This window comes from Acetobacter sp., from assembly GCF_047721705.1.
In the GTDB taxonomy this organism is placed as follows: domain Bacteria; phylum Pseudomonadota; class Alphaproteobacteria; order Acetobacterales; family Acetobacteraceae; genus Acetobacter.
The window spans coordinates 1-22,853 of the sequence record NZ_JBDNXK010000031.1 but is presented as its reverse complement, the minus strand read 5'-3'; the positions used below and the strand labels follow the sequence as shown (position 1 = coordinate 22,853).

The following is a 22,853-nucleotide window of genomic DNA, read 5'->3' as shown; positions in this document are numbered from 1 at the left end:
AATTTATTGATAAACTCACAATTCCGCCAAAATGCCGTTACTGACTGTAATGTCAGCGGGTCACCCGACGGCGTCAACCGGCGTATGAAATTTTAGCCGCCCGTCACACTCATCAGACGACTTGGCCCCTGCACGTTTCCGCCATCCTGAGGGATCAGAAAATCGTGCCGCAGGGGCTTCCGGGCCAGCGCCTCATCGATAAGGGCGCGAATGTCATCATCGCTGCCACCCGCACGCAGGACGGCACGGAGATCCACCGCTCCCCGTGAACTCAGGCAGGTGTAAAGCTTGCCGTCACAGGCAAGCCGCACACGGTTACAGGCGTCGCAGAAATTATGACTCAGAGGCGTGATGAATCCCACCTTCTGCCCCGTCTCCACGATCCGCATGTAACGGGCAGGACCGGCTGCTCCTTTTTCGAAAACAGGCTCCAGCGTCCAGTTCTTCGCAAGCTGGCGCTTTACATCGTGCAGGGGAAGATACTGATCCCGACGGTCCTCGCCTGTCTCACCCATGGGCATCGTCTCGATCAGGCACCAGTCCGCGCCAATCTCGCCACACCAGCGGATCAGATCGTCAAACTCGTCGTCATTCACACCTTTCATGGCGACCGTATTGATCCGCACCAGCAACCCCGCCTCCCGAGCGGCATGGATACCTGCAATCGTGCGGTCAAAATGGCCGCGGCGTGTAATGGCGGCAAACCGCTCTGGTCTGAGCGAATCAAGGCTGACATTGATCCGACACACTCCGGCATCGACCAGAGCCTGAGCATGGGTTGCGAGGAGACTGCCGTTGGTGGTCAGCGTCAGCTCTTCCAGAGTTCCCGCCTCTCCTCCACGCCCGATCCGCTCTCCAAGAGAAGAAATGAACTGGTCGATATCGCGCCTGACCAGAGGTTCGCCTCCCGTGAGACGAATGCGTTTCACGCCGCGATCAATGAAGATGTCACACAGCCGACCCAGTTCCTGAAAACTCAGCACATCCGGGCGCGGCAGGAACTGCATGTCTTCCGCCATGCAATAAACGCAGCGCATATCGCAGCGATCCGTCACGGAAACGCGGAGATATGAAATCTGTCTGCCACTGGAGTCGATTAAACTGGACTGCATTGGTCCTATATAGGCATGGAACAGCCAGCAGGAAAGAGTAACTGTCCTGCGCCTGCACGATGCCTAGACAATCGTCAGCGTCACCACGCGCGCATCGAGAGCAATTTTGCCTACATGCTCGAAATTGACCGTCACCCGATGAGCAACGGCTGACTGGACCTGCCCGATCCCCCATTCGGGATGATCGGGATGCCGGACCCACTGGCCCGGCTCCAGAAAGGAGCGGAACGTATCGTCTGTCATACGCTCCGCCTTTCCCTCGGGTCAGTGACCAGCGTTGTCGCCAGAGAAGTCGGGCTTCTCAAGACCGGACATCTCAAGCTGACGCGTCAGCGCCGCTTTGAGATTCTCCAGACCGGCTTCGCTCTTGCCTTCGCAACGCGCGACCAGAACGGCCTGCGTGTTGGAAGCGCGGAGCAGCCACCAGCCGTCCGGCGTGTTCACGCGCACACCGTCGATCTCGGACACGTCCGCGCCATCCTTGCGGAGACGCTCGGCCACTTCCTCGATCACCTTGAACTTGCGCAGATCGTCGCAGTCAAAGCGGATTTCCGGGGTGGAAATCGTCTGCGGCAGAGCCTCGCGGAACGCGGACAGCGGCTCCTTCATGCGGGCAACAATGCCCAGCACGCGGATGGAGGCGTAGATCGCATCGTCAAAGCCGTACCATTTGTCGGCGAAGAAGATGTGACCGGACATCTCACCAGCCAGTGGAGACTTCGTTTCGGCCATCTTCGACTTGATGAGCGAATGACCCGTGCGCCACATCAGCGGCTCGCCACCGGCCTTCTTCACTTCGTCGAACAGAACCTGAGAAGCCTTCACATCGGCAATGATCGTGCCGCCCGGATGGTTCTTCAGAACGTCGCGCGCCAGCAGAACGAGGATCTGGTCACCCCACAGGATGCCGCCCTTATTGTCCACAACGCCGACACGATCCGCGTCGCCATCGAAGGCGATACCGAGATCAGCTTTGTTCTCTTTAACAGAGGCGATGAGCTGCTCAAGGTTCTTCGCAACCGTCGGATCCGGATGGTGAGCCGGGAACGTACCGTCGACTTCGCCGTTCAGGATGATGTGCTCACCCGGCAGCTTGTCGAGCAGGGCCGGAAGAATGTCGCCAGCGACGCTGTTACCGTTGTCCCAGACAACTTTCAGCTTGCGGTCACCGCCGTCGTAATCCTTCAGGAGACGCTCGATATACTCTTTCTTGATATCGATGGTCTTGACCGTGCCCTTCGTCTCCGGAACGACATCGCCTTCGCGGGACAGGTGCCCAAGGTGCTTGATCTGCTCGCCGAAGAACGGCTTGCCGGCCAGCATCATCTTGAAGCCGTTGTAGTTGGCCGGGTTATGGCTGCCCGTGACCATGATCGCGCCGTCCGCCTTCAGCGTGACGGATGCGAAATACAGCATCGGGGTCGGGCCACGGCCAACGCGGATCACGTCCGCGCCGGAAGCGACAGCGCCGTTAACCAGCGCCTCTTCCAGAGAAGGCGAGGACACGCGACCGTCATAACCGATCACGACAGTCTTGCCGCCGTTCTTCAGAACGATGCTGGCGAAGGTGCGGCCGATGGCGAAAGCGTCTTCGACATGCAGCGTCTTACCGACGATGCCGCGGATGTCATATTCGCGCAGGCTTGTCTGTTCGAAAGTGTGTTTGAAACTCATATCAGACGGCTCCCGTATATTTCTTCAGGAACGTCTTCACATCAGATGCGAGTTCCGGACGCTCAAGAGCAAAGGCGATCTGGGCTTCGAGGAAGCCGATCTTGTTACCGCAATCGAAGCGCTTGCCTTCATAACGCAGGCCATGGAACGGCGCCTTGCCGATGGTCTTGGCCATGGCATCCGTCAACTGCACTTCACCGCCGGCACCTTTTTCAAGAAGAGCAAGGAACGGCATGATTTCCGGTGTGAGAATATAGCGACCGACGATCGACAGGTTCGAAGGCGCTTCTTCGGGCTTAGGCTTTTCGACGAGACCGGTGATCTCGACCAGCTTGCCATCGTCCTTCCCCGGCTTCAGCACGCCGTAGCGGTTCGTGTGCTCATGAGGCACTTCCTCAACGGCAACAACGCTTCCGCCTGTAGCGTAATAAGCGTCAGCCAACTGCTTGAGGCACGCAACCTTGCCCTGCATCACATCGTCAGGAAGGAGAATGGCAAACGGGTCATCGCCAATAAAGCTCCGGGCGCACCAGATGGCGTGACCAAGACCCAGCGGTTCCTGCTGCCGCACGGCGATCAGCGAGCCTGCCTCGATGCTACTGGGCTCGAGAGCTTTCAGCGCATCCACCTTGTTGCGCTCACGAAGCGTGTGCTCGAGTTCAAAGGCAACATCGAAATAATCGATGAGAGAATCTTTTCCACGCCCGGTAATAAGGCAGATTTCCTCGATTCCGGCGGCCCGTGCTTCATCGATCGCGTATTGGATCAATGGCTTGTCGACGACGGGCAACATTTCCTTCGGCATGGCCTTGGTGGCCGGAAGAAATCTTGTTCCCAATCCGGCAACCGGCAGGACAGCTTTACGTAAAGGCTTGATCACGAAACAGTCACCTTTATCCATGCTTCTGAATCGGGTTAACGGGCTTGCGCCCGTCGTCCCGGTGGCAGGGACTGTAAATCGGTCTCACCTCGTCCTTCTAGTGCCCAAAGTCATTAAAAACGCCGTAAAACGCTGTTAAGGAAGATTTAACAAATCTCCCTTGCGCAAAACGCAGGGCAGCGTGACCTAAATCACACTTTAAAAATGCCCTGTTTTATTTTCGAGATTTTTTGGTGCGGCCGAGAAGACTCGAACTTCCACAGGGTTTCCCCCACAAGCACCTCAAGCTTGCGCGTCTACCATTCCGCCACGGCCGCCCGTGACAACCGGCTTCTTTTAAGAGATACCGGCTGAAGATGAAGGGGCGTATAACCGATGCCTGAGCAAGCCGCAATGTCTGAATGTAAGATTTCTGAGCCCATCGCAGATTTAATCACCGAAAGCCCGGTGATCTGCGATGGACTTCCCATTTCGTGGGAAAAATCGCCGGGGTTTACGCCCTATCCTGTTGCCCTCGCTTCCATGGAGGAGACCGTTCGGGCCATCCGCCACGATGGAGCGCGGGAACGAATCTGGTTGCTGGAACACCCTTCCCTGTTCACGGCTGGCACGTCAGCCAGGGAAGAGGATCTTTTCAATCCACGGGGCTACCCAACCTACCCTGCCGGTCGGGGAGGACAGTGGACCTATCACGGTCCGGGTCAGCGCATTGCCTATCTCATGCTCGATCTGGCGCGTGAGCATGGGCCAGTGCCAGCGCGAGATCTTCGCGCCTATGTGTCTTTCCTTGAGAGCTGGATTATCGCCACGCTTCAGCGTCTTGGCGTCAAAGGAGAACGTCGGGAAGGACGCATCGGGGTATGGGTCGTGGATCCCCGCACAGGCGAGGAAGCGAAAATTGCCGCCTTGGGCGTGCGTGTCACCCGTTGGGTGAGCTGGCACGGCATTTCCATCAACGTCGATCCGGATCTTTCGGCTTTTGAAGGCATCGTTCCGTGCGGAATAAGAGAGTTTGGCGTCACCAGCCTCCGCAAGCTCGGAATTGAGGCCTCGATGCAGGATGTGGATGCGATCCTCCGGGAGGAACTATCGCATCTTCTGGAAGTGCCGGGAAAATGATCCGCATCATGCTGGATCATTTTCCAGACGGGTCTCTTTTACTGCAAACATGATCAGCAGGAGGCAGATTGCCCCTGCCCCGGCCAACAGCAGAAACGCTTCACGCAGCGACTGGTCCGCAACGAGCCCTGCCAGCGTGGTGCTGAAGCTTGCGCCCAGCCCCATCGCCAACCCCAGCAGTCCCATGCACAGGTTGAAGTGTCCAGTCCTGCGGGTCAGATCGGCAGCTATCAGAGGCAGCATCACTCCAAATGAGGCTGAACTGATGCCGTCGAGCATCTGCACGCCGACGACAAACCACGGATCAGTGGAGAAGCTGAGCAGAACACCCCGCAAAGGAAGAGCGAGAAAGGTCGCCAGCATGATGGGGCGTCGCCCAATCGTTTCCGCCCATCGACCGATCCAGGGTGAAAGAGCCGCACCGAGCAACTGCGGCGCAAGAATGCAGGCCGCAATGACGATTTCCGCCGTCTTTCCGGCATCCTTGGTGATCTGCCCGGCAGCCAGAGGCAGCATCGCCGCGTTAGCCAGATGAAAGAAGACCACACATAACGCGAAGGCGAACAGGCCCGGCTCTTTTAGCAGGACCAATGCAGAACGGACTTTCGCCTGCTGCGGCGTATCGCCTTCCGCCAAGCCGGAAGCGCTTTCATTCAGAGGCATCCCGACAGGCTCGATCAGCCGCAGGGCAATCAGACCGGGCACCGCCATCAATGCCCCGAGAAAAAACGTTGCCCGTGCCGAAATCAAGTAACCCGCTCCACCCATCAGCGCCGCTGAAAGAGCGTTTCCCACTGCCGCAAAACTGGCATTGCGTCCGAAACGCGCCCCCAAGGCGCCTCGGGCTTGCCCCGGATTACGCGCGATATAGACCGCCACGACGCCAAGCGTCAGAGCGCTGATGGCCGGATTGAGCGTGCAGCTCGCCAGACCGTGGAGAATTTCGGCAATCGCGACGGGCAGTCGATCCGGTAACACACCTACAATCAGACAGGACGCGATGATCGCGACAATGGAGAATTCCGCCACCAGCCGCTTGTTCCGCAGCGCATCGACCAGCACGCCCGCAGGCACCTGACTGGCCATTGCCGTGATGGAACCTATGCTGAGAGCAACGCCTATTTCTCCCTGCGTCCAATGCTCTTTAGTAAGATAGACCGATACAAACGGACCGAACGCCGCCTGTAAATTGGCAACGAAAAAGCATACACCGTCGAGACCAAGCGCGCTGTTCGTCGGCCATCTTTTCATCATGGCAGCTTCGCCGCCACTTCGATTGCATCATTTTCCCACGGCACGGTCACTCCCGTCAGCGCTCCCCGCCGCCAGATGTGGAAGACGGAGTGACAGAAATTGTGGGTGCCGCTTTTTCCTCCGGAGCCTCAGGCGCAGAGTTTTCCTCCACGATTGGGCCAGTAAGCACCGAAACATCCGGATTATCGGGGCGGTAAGCGGGGGCCGCACGAATGGCCGCTGCCGGAACACGGACAATAACAGGTGATTTCCTGTCCGCTCCGGTGATGTGCAGTAGCGCCGTCGCCACCACCACCTGCCGATTTCCCACTCCAAGAAAACCACCGACATCAAGCACGACTGCCTGCATCGTGCCTCGCGCATCCACCAGAACATTCACGATGTGACCAAGATCGCTGCCGTCCGGCCCCTTCACATCACGGTCGATCAAACCGCCAAGTTGCGCCTGTGTCAGCGTCCCTGTCTGAGCCTCCGTCGCGGGTTTGGCCTCTCTCTCGGCCTGTACCGGCGCAACCGTTTCCGGATTGTCGCCCGTCGGCATGTCGCGGCTGGCGTCCACAAAAGGGGTATTCGCGTTTTCAATGGAAGGCAGCGAAGAAAAAGGATGAATCTTTACTACACTGTCAGGTGCTTTTTCCGGAGAAAGAGCCTGCCCCCATGCGGACGAAACGCTCAGTATCAGACAGAATGAAGCAGGTCTGATTATCGGGTATTTCCTGAGAAATCCCGACCTCTTCGTTCCGTCCTCACATCGTCCCATTGCGGTGTCCGTTTCGGCTCATAGCGTGGCAGCGAAATAGAAACGTCCGAACAGTATGAATGTTTTCCGGCGTCCCAAAATGAAACGTAATGCAACGACGACTGCACAACCGGTTTTTCTTCTTTTATATTGTAACACATGGAGCACACACCTCACATTCTGATCGTCGATGATGACCGCGAAATCCGCGATCTCCTCTCGAAATTTCTCGAACGCAACCAGATGCGCATCACCAGCGTCCGGGACGCGCGGGAGGCCAAACGCGTCTGGGAACAGGGCCATTATCATCTCGTCGTGCTCGACCTGATGCTGCCCGGAGAATCCGGACTGGATCTCGCCCGCTGGCTACGTGGTCAGGACAACGTGCCCATCATCATGCTCACGGCGATGAACGAGGAAACGGACCGTATCATCGGCCTTGAACTCGGCGCTGACGATTATGTGACGAAGCCGTTCAATCCGCGTGAGCTTCTTGCCCGTATCCGCGCCGTTCTTCGTCGCGTTCATGAAACCAATGAACCGGGTGGCACTGGCGCGGAAATCAAGACTTTCGTCTTCTCCGGCTGGGTTCTCGAACTCGCACGCCGCCGCCTGCTGAATCCGGAGGGAGCCGAAGTCTCCCTGACAGGCGGCGAATATGATCTGCTCCTCGCGCTGCTTGAACGTCCCAACCGCGTTCTGACCCGTGACATGCTTCTCGACCTGCTGCGCGGGCGACAGGCCGGGCCTTTTGACCGCGCGATTGATGTCGCCGTCAGTCGCCTGAGGAAAAAACTTGAGGATAACGGTCGCAACGCCCAGCTCATCAAGACCGTGCGCGGAGGGGGGTATGTGCTCGCTTCCGACGTCGAACGGCATTGAAACGCGTGAGTGGGTTATCCCTCTGACATGAAATCCATGTCCGTGCTGGGGTGGAAATCCCGTCTCCTGCCCCGCACGCTCGCTGCGCGGATGAGTCTGCTCCTCATTGTCGGGTTCGTCGTTTTCGGTCTCATCGGACTGTCGATCGAAACGCATGACCGCATTATCTTCGACACCCGTTTTGCCGAGCATCAGGGGTTGGTGCGGGCAATCATGATTTACCGCACCGTTGCCGAAGAACCGCCCGATGAACGGGACGACGAGTTGGAGCGGCAGGACTTCCCCCCGCGATTTTCCGTAAAACTCGCCGACTCTCCCGATGCGGACATGACCCAGGAAATGCCGTGGGACACGTTCCAGAAGAACGTGTTTGCACCACGCGGCGAGCGCTTCCGGCCTCCTAACGATTTTCGTCCGGGGCCGGGACCTGCCGCCACCTCAAAACCCTTCAATGATTTCTGTGACGGTCACGCAAACGGAAGGCTGCCGTTTCCGCCTTTTCATCCACCGGATCAAGGTCAGCCTTTCGGTCCTATGGACGGACATGGGCCAGGATTGGATCAATGCGGTCCCCGGCCGGGGGAGCCGCGTCTTTTTCGCAATCCGCTCTTTCCCGCAGCCCCGAAGAAAATTGCCATGCTGCCCGAAAGTGGCAGTCACAATAAAGGCATCGCCTTTGCCCTGCCCAATGATACCCGCTGGCTGGTGATCCGTTACCATCTTCCCGCTGCCAATCCGTTCAGATGGCCTACTTTTCCGCTTGCGCTCGGATTGATGACCACCGGGGGAGGCCTGCTGATTGTGTGGGGCGTTCGCAGGCTGCTGATCCCTGTCCGCACCCTTTCGGCCGCTGCAACAGCCTTCGTTCCGGATGCCGCGTCTCCCCCTCTTTCGGAGGATGGACCGCTCGAGGTCGCGCAGGCGGCGGCCGCATTCAATGCGATGGCGGCCCGCATCCGGCGCTTTGTCTCCGAACGCACCCGTATTTTGTCCGCCATCGGCCACGATCTCCGGACTCCGATCACCCGCATGAAACTGCGGACGGAGTTCATTGAAGATGACGAAATGCGGGAAAAATTTCTCGCTGATCTCAATGAACTGACCCAGATCGTCGAGGCGACGCTCGAGTTCGGCAAGGACAGTTCCCCAAACGAACAGATGATCTGGTTCGACCTGAACGCCCTGCTCCAGACCGTGGTCGATAACGTAGGGGAAAGCCGTCCGCAGGACGCGGACAACATCGTGCTTGCCGATTACCGCAAACCCGTCATGGCATATGGGCGTCCCGCCGCCCTGAAACGCGCATTCACCAACCTCATCAACAATGCCGCCACGTATGGTGGCAATGCCTTCGTCACAATCCATCCGCCCAGAAACAAACGTGTGCGGATCACCATTGATGACAACGGCCCCGGCCTGCCCGTCGAAGATTTGGAGCGGATGTTTGAGCCTTTTGTGCGTGGCGAGGAAAGCCGAAACCGCGAAACAGGTGGGACGGGCCTCGGTCTGGCCATTTCCCGCACCATCATACGGGGACAAGGTGGTGACCTCGTCCTGACGAACCGGAAACCCCATGGTCTGCGAGCGACCGCGACACTGGTCGCCAAACAGGTAGAATGAGCCGTCGTTAACTGCGGGTCTTGCTGTCCATCAGCCAGACAGGATCAGGCATTTTTTCAATAAATGCCGTATGATCCGCGAGTGTAGTCTCATCAGGCACAATCAGCACCGGCGTGCGCGTTTTCGGGCCAGTATAGCGCGCCACAGGAGCGTCATCGCCGTCTTCTCCGCCAAGCCCGAGACCGTGCTGGCGACCACCCATGAGCTCGACATACACGTCGGCAAGCAGCTTGCAATCGAGCAGCGCGTTATGGGTGGTGCGCTCAGACAGGTCGATGCCATAACGACGACAGAGCGCATCGAGACTATTTGGCATGCCGGGGAACCGCTCCCGCGCCAGTTCCAGCGTGTCAATCTTGCGAGCCGGATCGAGTGGAGGCTTGCCGACGCGCCCCAGTTCCGCGTTGATGAAGCCAAAGTCGAAGCTCGCATTGTGAGCGATCAGATCATCATTGCCGATAAATTCGAGAAATCCGTCTGCGATTTCGGCGAACTTCGGCTTTCCTTCCAGATCGGCCAACGTAAACCCATGCACACGCGATGCTTCTTCGGGAATGTCGCGCTCCGGGTCGATCAGCACGTGATAAGCCTTGCCTGTCGGCAGATCACCAATCAGCTCCAGCGCAGCGATTTCGATCACCCGATCACCTGTGGCGGGATCGAGACCCGTGGTCTCCGTATCGAACAGCACCGTGCGTTTCATGTGCGTAAACTCCTGACAAGCGCCCTGACTTCCCGTCGCGTGTCGGCCATGGACAGTCCGGTATGGATGATCACATCGGCGCGGCGCCGTTTCTCATGATCCGGCATCTGCCGGGCAATCATCCTCTCCGCATCGGCAACCGTCATACCACGGCGCCGGGCGATCCGTTTTATCTGCGTTCGCCGCGGAGCGGAAACGACGACCACCTTGTCGCACTGCTTATCGCCCCCTGTCTCGAACAGCAGCGGCACATCAAGCACAACCCATTTCACCCTCTGCCGACGACAACGTGCAAGAAACTTATTTCTTTCTTCAAAAACAAGTGGATGAACAATTCTCTCAAAGCATTTTATCAATTCAGGATTCTCGGAAACCGCGCGCCGCAGGGCCGGTCTGTCCAGCGTTGGCCTGCCCTTGTCATCGGTCGTCAACGCTTCCGGCACAAGCCGCCCCATCGCCGCGACAGCCTTGCCATTCGGCCCCTGTAGGCGATGCACCATGGCATCGGAATCGTAGACGGGAAAACCGGCACGACGCAGCATGTTGGCGACGGTTGTTTTGCCCATGCCAATGCCGCCGGTCAGTCCAAGTATCCGCATGGAAAACTTACCGCTGCTTCAGGGCGGCAAGAACATGCTCAACGGTGGCGGCATCCACCTCCGGCTCCGCGCCAAACCATGCCCTGAACCCCGGTCGGGCCTGATGCAGAAGCATCCCAAGGCCACCCACCGTTTTAAGTCCCCGCGCTGCGGCAGCACGCAAAAAAGGTGTTTCGCGGGGCACATACACGATATCTGATACGACCAGATGTGTTGGAGCGTTGGTCAGATCAGGCTTCCAGTCCGGAGCCGGACCGCCCTGCATGCCAAGGGAGGTCGTATTCACCAGCAGGGAAACCTCTCCCAGCGCTGTTTCCCAACCATCCCATGGAATGGTCGTCAGCGGTGGTGCCGACTTCTTCATATGGCTCTGCCAAGCCGTGGCAAGCTCCCGCGCCAGAGCGTCCGCACGCTCTCCAGTCCTGTTGGAGAAAATGACGGAAACGCCGTGCTCCATCAGGCTCGTGGCGATGGAGCGGGCCGCGCCGCCGGCTCCCAGAAGCAGAGCCGACCCACGGGATGCGATATCCGCAATTGAGACGTGTTCAGCCTCCAGACTGGAGACATATCCCATGCCGTCCGTCGAAGAGCCGTGGATCTTGCCATCTTCCCGAAAGATCAGTGTGTTTACGGAACCTGCAATCCGGGCCAGCGGGTCCACTTCATCAGCGATGGCAGCCGCCGATTCCTTATGCGGGATCGTGACATTCGCTCCACGGAATCCGGCTGCCTGCAAGCCACGAATAGCTGTCTCGAAAGCATCTGGCTTAACCGGCAGCGGCACATACGCGCCGTCGATGCCATAGTGCTTCAGCCAGTAATTATGCAGAACGGGAGACAGAGAATGGCTGACAGGATGACCGATCACACCAGCCAGTTTTGCTTTTCCGGTGATCATTTGGCCGCCTCCGTCATGGATGCCCGGTAGCGTTCGACGGCCAGCGGTAGAATACGCGCCAACCGTTCGGCCCACTCTGTCTGTCCCGCTTCATGCTCAATGAGATCCTGACGAATTTCGATTTCAAGATGAGGGATACGACGACGCTCGCCATGCACGGGAATGGTGTAATCGCTGGTGTCAGTCAGTTCGTACGGTTCGTTGTCGCCAGCCGTCAGGCCATCTGCTCGCAGCAGTTCCAGCACGATATGGGCGAAACGTGGGTCCTGATTATGCAGCACGCCACATTGCCAGGGACGTCGGAACCCTTCCATCTCGGGCGTAAAACTATGCAGGGCAATCAGGAATGTCTCCCGTCCAGCCTTTCCGCGCTGGTCCAGTTCCTCACCGATGCGTCGGTGATACGGCTCGAAAATCGCCCGCGTGCGTGCGGCGGCTTCTTCTTTTGACAGACTGGCGTTGGCAGGAACCACGGTCCCGTCACTGACCGTCACAATGGCTGTCGGATGACCCGGCGCACGGTTGCAGTCGATAACAAGGCGGGAATAAACCTGCTCAATCAGGAGCGCGCCCGTCAGGTCCGCGAGTTTGCGTCCGACACCATCGATCCCGATGTCCCAACCGATATGCCGCGCCCGTTCATCAGGCGGTACGCCAAGCCCATCATATGCAGCGGGGATCGCCTGACCGGCATGATCGCTCACGAGCAACAGCGGAAAGTTTGGATTACGCCCTCCATGAACCAGCACGGGGGCAGGATCGTGCGGACCGAGAAAGGAAATGTGCTGTGCCTGTTCTGACATCCTGAGTCCCATTGATATCGCCTGCGTTTCACATGGAGTCACACACGCATCGACTTTCTTCAAGACTACAGGCTTTCCTTATGGAACCGGATGCGCAACTATCTGTTACAGCATTGACGAAAAATCATCTGACAGTGCTGTAAAATGAAAAGGAATTTCCATGGAAATCAGAGCCGGATATGACATTTCCATAGATTTTCCCGCCCCCACACCGCTCGTTCTGATGCTGGACATCCGGCCTGAACACGAGATTGATCTTCTAACTCCCCAGAACCCTGTCTTTGAACCAGCCGTCCCGGTGCAACGCTATATCGACGGGTTCGGCAATCGCTGCACACGACTGCTCGCGCCGCCGGGCCGATTTCGCACCCACGTGGAATTTACCGTCTTTGACAGCGGCCTGCCGGAACGACAGGGCTATGGAGCGATCCAGACGCCCGTGGAGGATCTCCCCTCCGACATTCTGGTGTTCCTGATGGGAAGCCGTTACTGCGAAACCGATCTGCTCTCGCAGTTCGCATGGTCGATGTTCGGTCACATTCCCCCCGGCTGGGAGCGTGTGCAGGCAATCGTGACGTTCGTGCATAACCATATCTATTTCAATTACGGCAATGCCCGTTCCACGCGCACGGCCTGGCAGGCTTGGAACGAAGGCACAGGGGTATGCCGCGACTTCGCCCATCTGGCCGTCACACTCTGCCGCTGCATGAACATCCCTGCCCGCTACTGCACAGGCTATCTGGGGGATATCGGCGTGCCTGCCCTGCCCGATCCAATGGATTTCTCAGCATGGTTTGAAGTCTGGATGGATGGCAGTTGGTACACGCAGGACGCGCGACATAACGAGCCGCGCATCGGGCGCATTGTCATCGCGCGTGGACGAGACGCTGCGGACGTGGCGATCTCCACGTCCTTCGGCCCGCACCAGCTCGCGTCATTCAATGTAACGACCTACGAGCTGGCTTCCTGATGACTGACTGGTGATTACTGAGCGGTATATCCGCCATCGATCACCAGTTCGCTTCCGGTCATGAACTTGGACTCGTCGGAAGCAAGATAGAGGATTCCGTAAGCAATATCGTTCGGCTCACCGAGATGCCCGATTGGATGCAGGTCCACCAGCTTCTGCCGGGCCGCCTCATCTTCCTGCGTAAGACCGGCCACCATTGGCGTCCAGATATAACCCGGATGCACCGAGTTCACGCGGATGCCATATCCGGATTTGGCGCAATGCAGCGCGGCGGATTTCGTGAAAAGACGCACACCGCCTTTACTGGCGTTGTAGGCGGCCAGCGTCGGGTCACCGATCAGACCTTCGATGGAGGAAAGATTGATGATCGAGCCACCCTTGCCGTGCTCGCGCATCGCTTCGATGGCATATTTCGTGCCAAGGAAAACGCCATCGAGGTTGATCGACTGCACACGCTGCCAGTCAGCAAAGCTCGTGCTTTCCACTGTGCCGGAATAAGCAATACCCGCGTTGTTGACGGCAATATCGAGCCGACCGAACGCCTTCACTGTCGCGTCGACGGCGGCCTTCCACTCATCCTCTTTCCGCACGTCAAGTTTGACGAACAGCGCCTTACCGCCAGCAGCTTCAATCTCCGCGACAACCTTCTGACCGTCTTCTTCCTTCAGATCGCCAATGACGACCGACGCGCCCTCGTGCGCCAGAAGCATTGCCGTCGCCTTGCCAATACCTGCCGCAGCCCCGCTTACGATGGCCACCTTGCCTGCTACGCGTCCCATATTGATTCTCCCCAGTTTGGAAACATGAAGTTCGTCCGGACACCACACGACTGCCAATCGACATCGTCCGCCATGATATCCCTCAAAAACTCATGACGTTGTATGACTGTTTTATGGTTTGCTCCTTCGAAAGTGAGTGAATTGTCGTGACGACCTTCGATCGTTACGATGAGACCATGTCTCACGCGCGCGGCCTGACCGCTCACACTCTTCGCTCAGAACGGGTCGGCCCGGTCAGTTTTCATGTGCAGCCCGGCGAATGTCTTGCCATCACAGGCGCATCGGGCAGCGGCAAATCGGTGCTTCTGCGTCTCCTCGCCGATCTCGACCCGTATCAAGGCGCCGTTCTTCTTAATGGTGAAAACAGCCAAACAGTTCCCGGCGCTGTCTGGCGCCAGCGCGTTGCCTATTTTCCAGCAGAGCCGGGTTGGTGGAGCGAACGGGTTGCGGATCATCTTCCTGATACGCCCGAAGTGCGCGTCCTGCTGGACGATCTTGGCCTCCCGGATCGCATACTGACAGCAGAAATCCGCACCTTATCGACAGGTGAGCGTCAACGGCTCGCGCTGGTACGTGGATTGCTTCACCGCCCTCAGGTTCTTCTTCTTGATGAACCCACTTCGGCGCTTGATCCGGAAGCAACCGCCCGTGTGGAGTCACTCATCAACCGCTACAAACAGGAAGGCGCGGCCATCATCCTCGTCTCGCACAATACGGCTCAGACCGACCGCATGGCGGACCGGCATCTGATACTGAAAAATGGCCGACTGGAAGAGAGCCCGGCGTGACATCTCCTCCCCTCATCACGCCGTTTGATCTTGCAATCGCGGCTTGTGTCATCGCAGCCTGCGCGCTCGTCTCCCGCTTGTTGTCCCTGAATACGGGCAAAGCGATTGTGGTTTCGGCGCTGCGCATGACCATCCAGCTTCTGCTGGTGGGCAATGTGCTGCTGTTCGTGTTCAACCGCACGTCCATTGCCCTGACATTTGGTGTGCTCGGCGTCATTCTTTGCGCGGCGACTTTCGAAGCGGGAAACAGGCCCACTGCCCGCCTGGCCTCCCGCTGGCATTACGGCATCGCTGGGCTGGCCATTCTCTGTGGCGCAGGGATTGCCACCAGCATTGGTTTTCTCACGAGCCTCAGGCCGCATCCTCTGTTTGCTGCGCGGGCCACCATTCCCATGGCAGGCCTCATCATCGGCAATGTGATGAACGCCACCAGTCTGACCCTGAACAGCCTGCTCACTTCCGTAATCCACGACCGGATGGCCATCGAAGCCCGGATCCTGCTTGGCGCGACACGTCTGAAAGCGCTGGAACGCCCTATCCGCGCCGCACTCCGCACGGCCCTCATCCCGACCTTGAACCAGATGGCAGCCGCCGGTCTCGTCACGCTGCCGGGCATTATGACCGGACAGTTACTGGCAGGCATGAGTCCTGTGTCGGCCTCACGCTATCAGATCGTGCTGATGAGCCTTGTGATCTTCGGCAACCTTACCGGTGCGACAATCGCCGCCACCCTGACAACGCTCCGTCTGACCGATCATCGCGGACGCCTGCGGCTCGACCGACTGAAAAGCTGACAGAGAACCTTTCGTCAGTCAGGCCGCGCGTCCTTCATTTTTCTGTAGAGAGTGGCGCGGCTGATACCGAGACGACGCGCCGCCGCCGTGGCGTTTCCACTTTCCGCAGCAAGAGCAGTACGGATGACATTCTGCTCGGCCCGGCGGAAATTCATTGTCCGACCCGTTTCCAGTTCGCCCAGAAGGTTGACGTGTTTGTCGATGCTCTCATCCGTCAGGCCGACAAAGGAACGGGCGGCATGTGTCGCTCCCATCACCTCGCCATCATTGTTGATGGCAACTAGAGGCGCGGAACTGCCTTCCGCCGGACCAAGCGAGAGAATACGCTGGCCGGTGTGATATTCACGGAAAAGCTGCTCTTCGATCCGTCGGCTGGAGTGCTGGACGGTTTCCAGCACCAGCGGTGCAAAGGAACGGGTCGTCCGGGCACCGAAGTTCGCGACATTGAGCGCGGCGGCAACCTGTCCTGTCGCATCGAAAACAGGCACGGCATAACTCTCAAGTTGCGAAAAGCAGAAGCGCCAGTGCTCCCCCTGCGTCAAAGCAATGGGACAACCATCGCGCAGCGCCGTGCCCACACCATTGGTGCCGGCAGCACATTCATCCCAGATAGCACCTTTCATCAGACACAGGCGCCGACAGGTGGAAAGCTGCATTTCATCAATGCAGCGGTCAAGCAGAACGGCCTCGGGATTGGCCAACAGGACCATCAGCCCGAGCCCTTTCACCAGTTCAAACAGATGCTGCATTTCTGGAAGAGCGGCGCGCAGTATGAGACTGGAATGAGCGCATGCATTCCGGAACTCGGCGCCTGAAAGGACATCGGCAGTCCACGCGCGGGAGGGATCAAGCCCATAATCGGCTTCGCAGCGCTCCCATGAACGCACGATTTCTTTAGGCGAGATGCGCGGACCCGGATTTCCCAGCCATTCTCCAGCCGTTTTCGTCATCCGTTCCCTTCAACCTTCCGCAACCCACACATCCACTGGAAGTGGCACACCCTGATTTATAACAATTTGGAATGAATGTTATATCAGAAAACCGTTATGGGAAGGAAAGAGGCTGGCTCACTGCCAGAGATAGAGGAACTTCACATAATAGGCGTTGCTCTCAGGCGTGTTCCGGCCATCGACGGAATGACTGTAGCGCGCTGTGAAACTGATATCCGGTGCAATATTGAACATGATACCGAGCCCCATCGTGGCTTCACGGCTATTTGAGTCGGCAATATCCTGATGCAGCGTGAAATCATGTGAGCCAGTCACGTTCTGCCAGTCGAAGGCGAGAAACGGCTCGACAAGTTTGGTGGCTTTCCAGCTGAAACGCAGGTTTGTGTAAAACACCACACCGGGGAACGTGGGGTTCTGCCCCTTCTTGTGCTTCGTCGAACCGGTGACCGTGCCGGCATCGCCGTCGAAGCTGAAATGCTTCCATTCATAATCGAAAATGAAACTGGAAATGTTGGACCAGTATCCCGGCGTCAGCCCGTCACGGGTACCCGAGTTGGTCTGCATGAATGTCTGAAAACCAAACGTGCTGTGTGAGTTGGGCTTGAACCACGCCGCAGGTCCGACAATCGTCGGCCCCAGACCACCGCCGTTGGTTCCGTTGGCCAGACTATAACTCTCGCTCTGGATCAGTTCGAAAGCGAAGCCGACATGCGGGATGGCCTTGAAGGAACGGAAATGCACATATTTCGTCATACCCGCCCAGGTGTGGCTACCCTCTCCCGCCTTTCGCTGGCCGGTGCTGTTGTAATAGTTGCCAGCCGCGTTTCCGTCCCCGTACTGCACCAGCACGTTGAAAGGTTTGAAATCCACCGGCAGGTCATATTCGTGCGGGCCGATGATTGCGAGCGTCACATCAGCGGCGTGTGAAGACGTGCTGCCAATCAATGAGAGCAGCGGCAGACCTAAACGTACTGCAAGCCGACGCCACTCCGTGCTGTCCAACAGAGGCATGGGATGATTCCGGGATCAGAGGAACGCGCCGGGTCCGAAGAGCCGTCGTTCGCTTATGAGACAAGACATTTTGAAGAAAAGGCTGCGGGTGGAAGTTTTCTTCCACCCGCACTCCCCATGTCAGTGAGCCGGATTACCCTGCTCACCGTCCAGCGTGTAGGCGATGATGTAGTCACCCGAGCGGGTGCCCAGTCCACCATGGCCACCAGCAGCGATCAGCACGTACTGCTTCCCGCCGACATCGTAGGACATCGGGGTTGCCTGCCCACCAGCTGGCAGACGGTCGCTCCAGATGACGTTGCCGGTCGCAACATCGAATGCGCGGAGATAGTCATCCGCTGTCGCACCCATGAACACCACGCCACCCTTCGTCACGATGTTACCGCCGATGTTGTACATGCCGGTCGGCAGCGGAAGGTTGTTGTGGGTCCGGAAAGGACCGGTGTCACGTGTCGTGCCAACCGGGTGCTGCCAGACGATCTTCTTCGTCACGAGGTCGATTGCCGTAAGCGTGCCCCAGATCGGACCTTTACAGGGGATCTGTAGCGGGTTCAGCCACGGGCTGGTGTAAGCGACATACGGCGTGCCGTAGTCAGGCGAGATGGCGAGCGCATTGCCCTTCGGCGTCGGCTCGTTACCCTGACCCTTCCATTTCGGCAGTGTGCCGTCTGCTTCAAGCTTGTTGCGGTGATCGAGCTTGATGCGGAAAGGCAGATAGCTCGCATTGGCGAACATCAGCTTGCGGGCCGGATCGATAGTGATGCCCTGCCAGTCAACCACACCATAGAACGCCGGATAGACAATGGTGGTCTTGCCAACGTGCGGCGGGGTGAACTGCCCCTCGTAAGCCGACTGACGATACTGGATACGACACACCATCTGGTCGAGCAGCGTGGCGCCCCACATGTCGCGTTCCTTGAGATCAGGAGGCGTCAGGCTCGGCATGGCTGCCGGATAGGGCTGTGTCGGAGAAACGCGATCGTCCGGCGCATGTCCTGCCGTCGGAACCGGACGTTCTTCCACCGGATAACCGGGAACCGGCTGGCCGGTACGACGGTCAAGCACGAAGAACTCGCCACGCTTGGTGCTCTGCACGAGAGCCGGAACCGTCTGACCGCTTGAGTCAGGCAGATCGACCATGGACGGACCGGAGGGAAGATCCATGTCCCACAGATCATGATGCACGGTCTGATAAAGCCAGCGGCGCTGACCCGTTTCGATATCGAGCGCAACCGTGGAGCTGGAAGTCTCATCGTCGAACGGACGACGTGACCCGCCCCAGTTATCTGGCGGCGCGTTGCCTGTGCCGATATAGACCAGACCAAGCTGGGGATCGGCTGTATAGACGCCCCATGCGTTCGGTGTGTCACGGGTCAGCTGATCGCCCGGACCCGGGGTCCATGTTTCGGGGTTATGACCCGCATCCCACGCCCAGGCGATCTTGCCTGTTGTGGCGTCAAACGCACGGACTGCGCCCGAAGGTTCGAAGTTGGCCTGATTGTCGAAAATCCAGCCACCCGTGATCAGGCGGTTCTTCATGACCATCGGCGGCGATGTGATGAAGTGGAAGCCCAGCGGCACATTGCCCATGTATTCACGCATGGAGATGAAGCCGTGGTCACCGAAATCATCACAGGGCTGACCCGTCTGCGCGTTGACCGCAACGATGCGGGCATCGGCTACAGGCGAGTAGATGCGCTCACGACATGACGTCTGAATCTCGTCGGGAATGCGGTAATAGGAAACACCGCGGCAGGCGAGATAGACGTTCGTGTCCAGATCGGCCTTCGCCGGATGCGGATCGTATTTCCACTTGGTCTTGCCGGTGGCAGCATCGATAGCCATCACCCAGCTGTGCGGCGTGCAGATATACAGCGTGTCACCAACCTTGATCGGAGTGAGTTCGAGATTGAACTCATGACCGGCGTCGGGTCCGGCAACAACCGCCTCGCCTGCCTTCTGCGTATCACCCGTCTCGGTGACCCATGCCCGCTTGAGTTGCCCGATATTGGCCGGTGTAATCTGGGCCAGCGGCGTGTAACGCTGCCCCTGCGCATTACGACCATAATAGTGCCAATCACCAGCAGGCATGTCGTCATGCAGATCCGGTGTTGCGGCGGCCATGCGATCAGCAGGAACCGTGCCTTCAATGGAATGGGAGGTGCAGGCGCCGATCACCAGCACGAGACAGGAGACGGCCAGTGCTCCAAGAACCTCGCGTTTATCGGTCAGCCAGCTTGCGCCGGTGCGCCACACGCCCGGAATCAGCAGCCAGGCACCGATACCCACGAGCGTAAAGAGGCGAACCTCGAGACCCCAGATATCAAAACCGCTTTCCATGACCGACCAGAGGGTCGAGACCAGCAGCAGCACGGCATACAGGCGCATTGCAGTGCGAGGGGAGCGGAAACCGGCGACTACCACGGCCAGCAGGACGAGACCTGCGAGGACGTAAAACCAGGAACCTCCAAGGACGAGCAGATAACCGCCGCCCAGGAAGAGATACAGGCCTATCAGGCCCAACAGGACAGCGGTCAGCCACGACCATGCCCCGGATTTGCTGTTGTGCATCCTGTCTTTCTCTCGACGCATTAAGGACTTTTCCTACCGCAGGCAAAGCGGCAAGCCGCAGCTCCAATAGGGGAGATGTCCACCATGGGGCACCTCCATTCCTGACAGGCGGCCTCCGGACCAAGATACAAATCGCGGAGTTCACGAATGTATGTACAGGAATATTGCAACTGTCTCACCAGTGCGACAGATCGCCTCTTGCGCGTGAAAACCATTGTCAGGTGCTTACTAAAAAATGGGAATGATCCGCGCCTTCAGCAGTTGTGCCCTTGCCTGCGTGCTGGGAGAGCAGGCCTTGTGGCGCATCAGCCACATTGCCCGGCAAACAACGGATGCATGGCACGCCTACCGCCTCCAAATCTTGCAACTGCAAACGACTCGCATTAGTCGCACCATCAAATGGCTGTCACCACGCATCATGACGGTCTCATCACACCGCTTCCCAAGGCCCTTTCATGACGATGCGCCCACATTGCTGTCTGCTCACTCTCCTGCTTGCTTCTTGCGGCATCACGCCGGCTCTTGCCGCGCAGGAGAGCGGAACGACTGACGCGAAAACCCAGTCGGGTCAGAAAGCAGCGCAGAGTGTGAAAGCAAAGAAAGACGAAAACATCGTCATCACGGCGGCGCGGCGCGAACGTATGCTGGTGACAAGCGGTGGTTTTCTCGGCGCGCTCGGCAATAAGAAGGGACTGGATGTTCCCTTCAATATCCGCAGCTATAACGCGAGCCTGATGCTGAACCAGCAGTCCCAGACGCTTGGACAGGTGCTGGAGAACGACCCTTCCGTCCGCACCACGATGGGCTACGGCAATTTCGCGGAAATGTTCGTGATCCGAGGCTTTCCCGTGAACGGCGATGACGTGGCGGTCAACGGGCTCTATGGCGTTGTTCCGCGCCAGATCGTTTCGCCCCAGCTTTACGATCAGGTGCAGGTCCTCAACGGTGCGAGTGCCTTCCTTAACGGCGCAGCACCAAGCGGGTCGAGCATTGGCGGCAGCATCAACCTGATGTTCAAACATGCTCAAAACACCGACCTGAACAGGATTACGGGCGATTACACCAGTAGCGGACAGGGCGGTGGCGCAGTCGATATCAGCCGTCGGTTCGGTCAGGACAAGGCTTTCGGTTTCCGTCTGAATGCATCCGGCATGGATGGCCAGACATCGATCGACCATGAGCATCGCCACAATGCCGCTGTCAGCGGTGGTTTTGACTGGCATGACGACAAGACGCGCATTGATCTGGACATGGCCTATCAGAACCAGAATGTGCAGGATGGTCGCGGCGGTGTCTTTCTGGGAGCCGACGTAACCTCCGCGCCGCGTCCCGCAGCACCTTCCCACAATTTCGGGCAGCGTTGGACCTTCGCAGACCTGAACTATCTATTCGGGATGCTCAACATCGAGCATGATTTCGGCAAGCATATCACCGTGTATGGCGCATTCGGCGCGCTCAGCAGTGATGAGAAAGGCAATTATTCAACTCTGACCGTCGATAATGCCAGAACGGGTGATGGCGTGGCGGGCAGCATGTATGTGCCCTATCAGGAAAACAATGAAAGCACGCGGGCGGGTGTCAGGGCGCATGTGGATACCGGCCCAATCCATCACGAGATCAACGCGGGCGGTTCGGCGCTGTGGTCGGAAGAGCGTACGGCCTATGCGATGTATTATAACGCGGATGCCCCGCTCAACAGCAACCTCTACAACACGCCGCAGATTGCAGCACCCGTTCAGAACTGGGTCGGTGGCAACACGCGCAATCCTACCCGCTCCAACTGGACAAAGCTCTACAGTCTGTTCCTGTCTGACACGATGACGTTCTGGCATGATCGGATCGCCCTGACAGGGGGCTTCCGCTATCAGAGCATCCTGCAGAATAGCTACAATTATTCCAGCGATGGCAGCCTCAACTCAGGCTACAACAAGGGGGCGTTCACACCAGTCGTTGGTCTGGTCATCCACCCTACCCGCCAGTCCGCTCTCTATTTCAACCGCATCGAAGGACTGTCGAAAGGCCCCGTTGCCACAGGTGCGAATGTCATCAATCTGGGACAGGCCTTTGCGCCCTATCAGAGTGTGCAGTACGAAGTCGGCGCCAAATACGACATCGGACGCATCAGTGCGGGTCTCGCCTTTTACCAGATTTCACAGCCTAACGCTTACGCCGAAGCCCTCGGCAATACCGGCATGCTGGTCTTCCGCGAGGACGGACTTCAGCGAAACCGCGGCATGGAACTGACGGTCAATGGCGAGATCATCAAAGGACTGCGTTTCAACGGCGGTCTCACGCTGATCGATGCCGACCTCAAACGCACAGCGGGCGGCGTCAATAACGGCCACTCCGCCATCGGCATCCCGAACTATACGATTAACGGCAATCTTGAATATGATCTGCCATTCCTGAAGGGCGCAACGGTCATTGGTCGCGTAGTGAATACGGGCAAGCAGTGGGTCAATGTCGAAAACACGACGCATATTCCGGTATGGACGCGGTTCGATCTTGCCGCGCGTTATACTTTCGCAGCCTATGGCAAGCCGATGACTGTCCGTTTTGGCGTGGAGAATCTCGCGAACACCCGCTTCTGGGCCTCCGCCTTCAATGGTTATCTGCTCGAAGGACTGCCCCGCACCTTCAAGTTCTCCGTTACGGCTGACCTGTAAGGAGTTCGGCCGCTGCTGACACGTTACAGACAGCCTGTTTC

21 protein-coding genes and 1 tRNA gene are annotated in these 22,853 nt (G+C 58.1%); 7 read left to right on the top strand and 15 right to left on the bottom strand.

The features are described from left to right. Positions 1-92 precede the first annotated feature (92 nt). The 5 genes from moaA to ABF824_RS07235 all read right to left on the bottom strand — a co-directional run bounded on the left by moaA (position 93) and on the right by ABF824_RS07235 (position 3,983). Positions 93-1,112, bottom strand: a complete 1,020-nt coding sequence (moaA, locus tag ABF824_RS07255) for a GTP 3',8-cyclase MoaA (RefSeq protein ID WP_415487530.1) — start codon at positions 1,110-1,112, stop codon at positions 93-95. Between the two features lie 63 nt (positions 1,113-1,175). Beyond that, complete coding sequence (locus tag ABF824_RS07250) at positions 1,176-1,355, bottom strand: DUF3553 domain-containing protein (RefSeq protein WP_415487528.1); 180 nt, start codon at positions 1,353-1,355, stop codon at positions 1,176-1,178. 21 nt (positions 1,356-1,376) lie between these two features. Further along, a complete protein-coding gene (pgmG, locus tag ABF824_RS07245; RefSeq protein WP_415487526.1) occupies positions 1,377-2,786 on the bottom strand; it encodes a phosphoglucomutase/phosphomannomutase PgmG in 1,410 nt (469 codons plus the stop codon). 1 nt (position 2,787) lies between these two features. After that, positions 2,788-3,687 carry a UTP--glucose-1-phosphate uridylyltransferase GalU gene (gene galU / locus ABF824_RS07240; RefSeq protein ID WP_415487524.1) on the bottom strand — a complete coding sequence of 300 codons (900 nt, stop codon included), beginning with the start codon at positions 3,685-3,687 and terminating at the stop codon, positions 2,788-2,790. A gap of 210 nt (positions 3,688-3,897) precedes the next feature. Continuing rightward, positions 3,898-3,983 (bottom strand) — tRNA-Leu (locus ABF824_RS07235). Between the two features lie 76 nt (positions 3,984-4,059). Here ABF824_RS07235 and lipB point away from each other — a divergent pair. After that, positions 4,060-4,785 (top strand): lipoyl(octanoyl) transferase LipB, encoded by a 726-nt coding sequence (gene lipB / locus ABF824_RS07230; RefSeq protein WP_415487522.1) that lies wholly within the window; start codon positions 4,060-4,062, stop codon positions 4,783-4,785. Between the two features lie 6 nt (positions 4,786-4,791). Here lipB and ABF824_RS07225 read toward each other — a convergent pair whose 3' ends face one another. Together ABF824_RS07225 and ABF824_RS07220 are read right to left on the bottom strand one after the other, a co-directional pair. Continuing rightward, positions 4,792-6,039, bottom strand: a complete 1,248-nt coding sequence (locus ABF824_RS07225; protein ID WP_415487520.1) for an MFS transporter — start codon at positions 6,037-6,039, stop codon at positions 4,792-4,794. Positions 6,040-6,094: 55 nt separating this feature from the next. Further along, entirely contained in the window at positions 6,095-6,598 is a 504-nt protein-coding gene (locus tag ABF824_RS07220; protein ID WP_415487518.1) for a PRC-barrel domain-containing protein, read from the bottom strand. A gap of 339 nt (positions 6,599-6,937) precedes the next feature. Between ABF824_RS07220 and ABF824_RS07215 the strand changes: the two genes are divergently transcribed. Next, on the top strand, positions 6,938-7,660 hold the full coding sequence (locus tag ABF824_RS07215; protein ID WP_415487516.1) for a response regulator: 723 nt from the start codon (positions 6,938-6,940) through the stop codon (positions 7,658-7,660). A 27-nt stretch (positions 7,661-7,687) separates the two neighbouring features. Beyond that, the gene (locus ABF824_RS07210; RefSeq protein ID WP_415487514.1) at positions 7,688-9,280 is read left to right on the top strand and encodes a sensor histidine kinase; all 1,593 of its coding nucleotides are present in this window, start codon (positions 7,688-7,690) and stop codon (positions 9,278-9,280) included. Between the two features lie 7 nt (positions 9,281-9,287). Here the strand turns inward: ABF824_RS07210 and dnaQ are convergent, their stop codons facing one another. Genes dnaQ through ABF824_RS07190 form a run of 4 tightly spaced genes read right to left on the bottom strand, consistent with a single transcriptional unit; the run spans position 9,288 to position 12,283 of the window. Then, positions 9,288-9,983 (bottom strand): DNA polymerase III subunit epsilon, encoded by a 696-nt coding sequence (gene dnaQ / locus ABF824_RS07205; RefSeq protein ID WP_415487512.1) that lies wholly within the window; start codon positions 9,981-9,983, stop codon positions 9,288-9,290. Continuing rightward, on the bottom strand, positions 9,980-10,582 hold the full coding sequence (coaE, locus tag ABF824_RS07200) for a dephospho-CoA kinase (RefSeq protein WP_415487510.1): 603 nt from the start codon (positions 10,580-10,582) through the stop codon (positions 9,980-9,982). The genes dnaQ and coaE overlap by 4 nt, the downstream gene beginning before the upstream one ends. A gap of 7 nt (positions 10,583-10,589) precedes the next feature. Next, positions 10,590-11,480, bottom strand: a complete 891-nt coding sequence (locus ABF824_RS07195) for a shikimate dehydrogenase (RefSeq protein ID WP_415487508.1) — start codon at positions 11,478-11,480, stop codon at positions 10,590-10,592. Next, the gene (locus tag ABF824_RS07190) at positions 11,477-12,283 is read right to left on the bottom strand and encodes an N-formylglutamate amidohydrolase (protein WP_415487506.1); all 807 of its coding nucleotides are present in this window, start codon (positions 12,281-12,283) and stop codon (positions 11,477-11,479) included. Before ABF824_RS07190 ends, ABF824_RS07195 begins: the two co-directional genes overlap by 4 nt. Positions 12,284-12,443: 160 nt before the next feature. Between ABF824_RS07190 and ABF824_RS07185 the strand changes: the two genes are divergently transcribed. Next, complete coding sequence (locus ABF824_RS07185) at positions 12,444-13,253, top strand: transglutaminase-like domain-containing protein (RefSeq protein WP_415487504.1); 810 nt, start codon at positions 12,444-12,446, stop codon at positions 13,251-13,253. 14 nt (positions 13,254-13,267) lie between these two features. On the opposite strand, the gene ABF824_RS07180 is transcribed toward ABF824_RS07185, so the two are convergent. After that, on the bottom strand, positions 13,268-14,032 hold the full coding sequence (locus tag ABF824_RS07180; protein WP_415487502.1) for a glucose 1-dehydrogenase: 765 nt from the start codon (positions 14,030-14,032) through the stop codon (positions 13,268-13,270). Positions 14,033-14,178: 146 nt separating this feature from the next. Here ABF824_RS07180 and ABF824_RS07175 point away from each other — a divergent pair, with 146 nt between their 5' ends. Beyond that, positions 14,179-14,820, top strand: a complete 642-nt coding sequence (locus tag ABF824_RS07175) for an ATP-binding cassette domain-containing protein (RefSeq protein ID WP_415487500.1) — start codon at positions 14,179-14,181, stop codon at positions 14,818-14,820. Beyond that, positions 14,817-15,614 carry an ABC transporter permease gene (locus ABF824_RS07170; protein WP_415487498.1) on the top strand — a complete coding sequence of 266 codons (798 nt, stop codon included), beginning with the start codon at positions 14,817-14,819 and terminating at the stop codon, positions 15,612-15,614. Before ABF824_RS07175 ends, ABF824_RS07170 begins: the two co-directional genes overlap by 4 nt. A 14-nt stretch (positions 15,615-15,628) precedes the next feature. Here ABF824_RS07170 and ABF824_RS07165 read toward each other — a convergent pair whose 3' ends face one another. From ABF824_RS07165 to ABF824_RS07155, 3 genes are all read right to left on the bottom strand, one after another. Further along, on the bottom strand, positions 15,629-16,564 hold the full coding sequence (locus tag ABF824_RS07165; RefSeq protein ID WP_415487496.1) for a helix-turn-helix domain-containing protein: 936 nt from the start codon (positions 16,562-16,564) through the stop codon (positions 15,629-15,631). A gap of 117 nt (positions 16,565-16,681) precedes the next feature. Continuing rightward, positions 16,682-17,575 (bottom strand): transporter, encoded by an 894-nt coding sequence (locus tag ABF824_RS07160; protein ID WP_415487494.1) that lies wholly within the window; start codon positions 17,573-17,575, stop codon positions 16,682-16,684. 120 nt (positions 17,576-17,695) lie between these two features. Further along, on the bottom strand, positions 17,696-20,146 hold the full coding sequence (locus tag ABF824_RS07155; RefSeq protein ID WP_415487552.1) for a membrane-bound PQQ-dependent dehydrogenase, glucose/quinate/shikimate family: 2,451 nt from the start codon (positions 20,144-20,146) through the stop codon (positions 17,696-17,698). Positions 20,147-20,601: 455 nt separating this feature from the next. Between ABF824_RS07155 and ABF824_RS07150 the strand changes: the two genes are divergently transcribed. Further along, entirely contained in the window at positions 20,602-22,812 is a 2,211-nt protein-coding gene (locus tag ABF824_RS07150; protein WP_415487492.1) for a TonB-dependent receptor, read from the top strand. Positions 22,813-22,853 lie beyond the last annotated feature (41 nt).

Bases quoted from the DNA above. Each gene is read 5' to 3' on its own strand.
- lipB (WP_415487522.1), top strand. From the start codon at position 4,060: ATGTCTGAATGTAAGATTTCTGAGCCCATCGCAGATTTAATCACCGAA.
- galU (WP_415487524.1), bottom strand. From the start codon at position 3,687: ATGGATAAAGGTGACTGTTTCGTGATCAAGCCTTTACGTAAAGCTGTC.
- ABF824_RS07210 (WP_415487514.1), top strand. From the start codon at position 7,688: ATGAAATCCATGTCCGTGCTGGGGTGGAAATCCCGTCTCCTGCCCCGC.
- ABF824_RS07165 (WP_415487496.1), bottom strand. From the start codon at position 16,564: ATGACGAAAACGGCTGGAGAATGGCTGGGAAATCCGGGTCCGCGCATC.
- ABF824_RS07195 (WP_415487508.1), bottom strand. From the start codon at position 11,480: ATGATCACCGGAAAAGCAAAACTGGCTGGTGTGATCGGTCATCCTGTC.
- ABF824_RS07185 (WP_415487504.1), top strand. From the start codon at position 12,444: ATGGAAATCAGAGCCGGATATGACATTTCCATAGATTTTCCCGCCCCC.
- dnaQ (WP_415487512.1), bottom strand. From the start codon at position 9,983: ATGAAACGCACGGTGCTGTTCGATACGGAGACCACGGGTCTCGATCCC.
- coaE (WP_415487510.1), bottom strand. From the start codon at position 10,582: ATGCGGATACTTGGACTGACCGGCGGCATTGGCATGGGCAAAACAACC.
- ABF824_RS07190 (WP_415487506.1), bottom strand. From the start codon at position 12,283: ATGTCAGAACAGGCACAGCACATTTCCTTTCTCGGTCCGCACGATCCT.
- ABF824_RS07225 (WP_415487520.1), bottom strand. From the start codon at position 6,039: ATGATGAAAAGATGGCCGACGAACAGCGCGCTTGGTCTCGACGGTGTA.
- ABF824_RS07215 (WP_415487516.1), top strand. From the start codon at position 6,938: ATGGAGCACACACCTCACATTCTGATCGTCGATGATGACCGCGAAATC.
- ABF824_RS07160 (WP_415487494.1), bottom strand. From the start codon at position 17,575: ATGCCTCTGTTGGACAGCACGGAGTGGCGTCGGCTTGCAGTACGTTTA.
- ABF824_RS07155 (WP_415487552.1), bottom strand. From the start codon at position 20,146: ATGCACAACAGCAAATCCGGGGCATGGTCGTGGCTGACCGCTGTCCTG.
- pgmG (WP_415487526.1), bottom strand. From the start codon at position 2,786: ATGAGTTTCAAACACACTTTCGAACAGACAAGCCTGCGCGAATATGAC.
- ABF824_RS07250 (WP_415487528.1), bottom strand. From the start codon at position 1,355: ATGACAGACGATACGTTCCGCTCCTTTCTGGAGCCGGGCCAGTGGGTC.
- moaA (WP_415487530.1), bottom strand. From the start codon at position 1,112: ATGCAGTCCAGTTTAATCGACTCCAGTGGCAGACAGATTTCATATCTC.
- ABF824_RS07180 (WP_415487502.1), bottom strand. From the start codon at position 14,032: ATGGGACGCGTAGCAGGCAAGGTGGCCATCGTAAGCGGGGCTGCGGCA.
- ABF824_RS07150 (WP_415487492.1), top strand. From the start codon at position 20,602: ATGACGATGCGCCCACATTGCTGTCTGCTCACTCTCCTGCTTGCTTCT.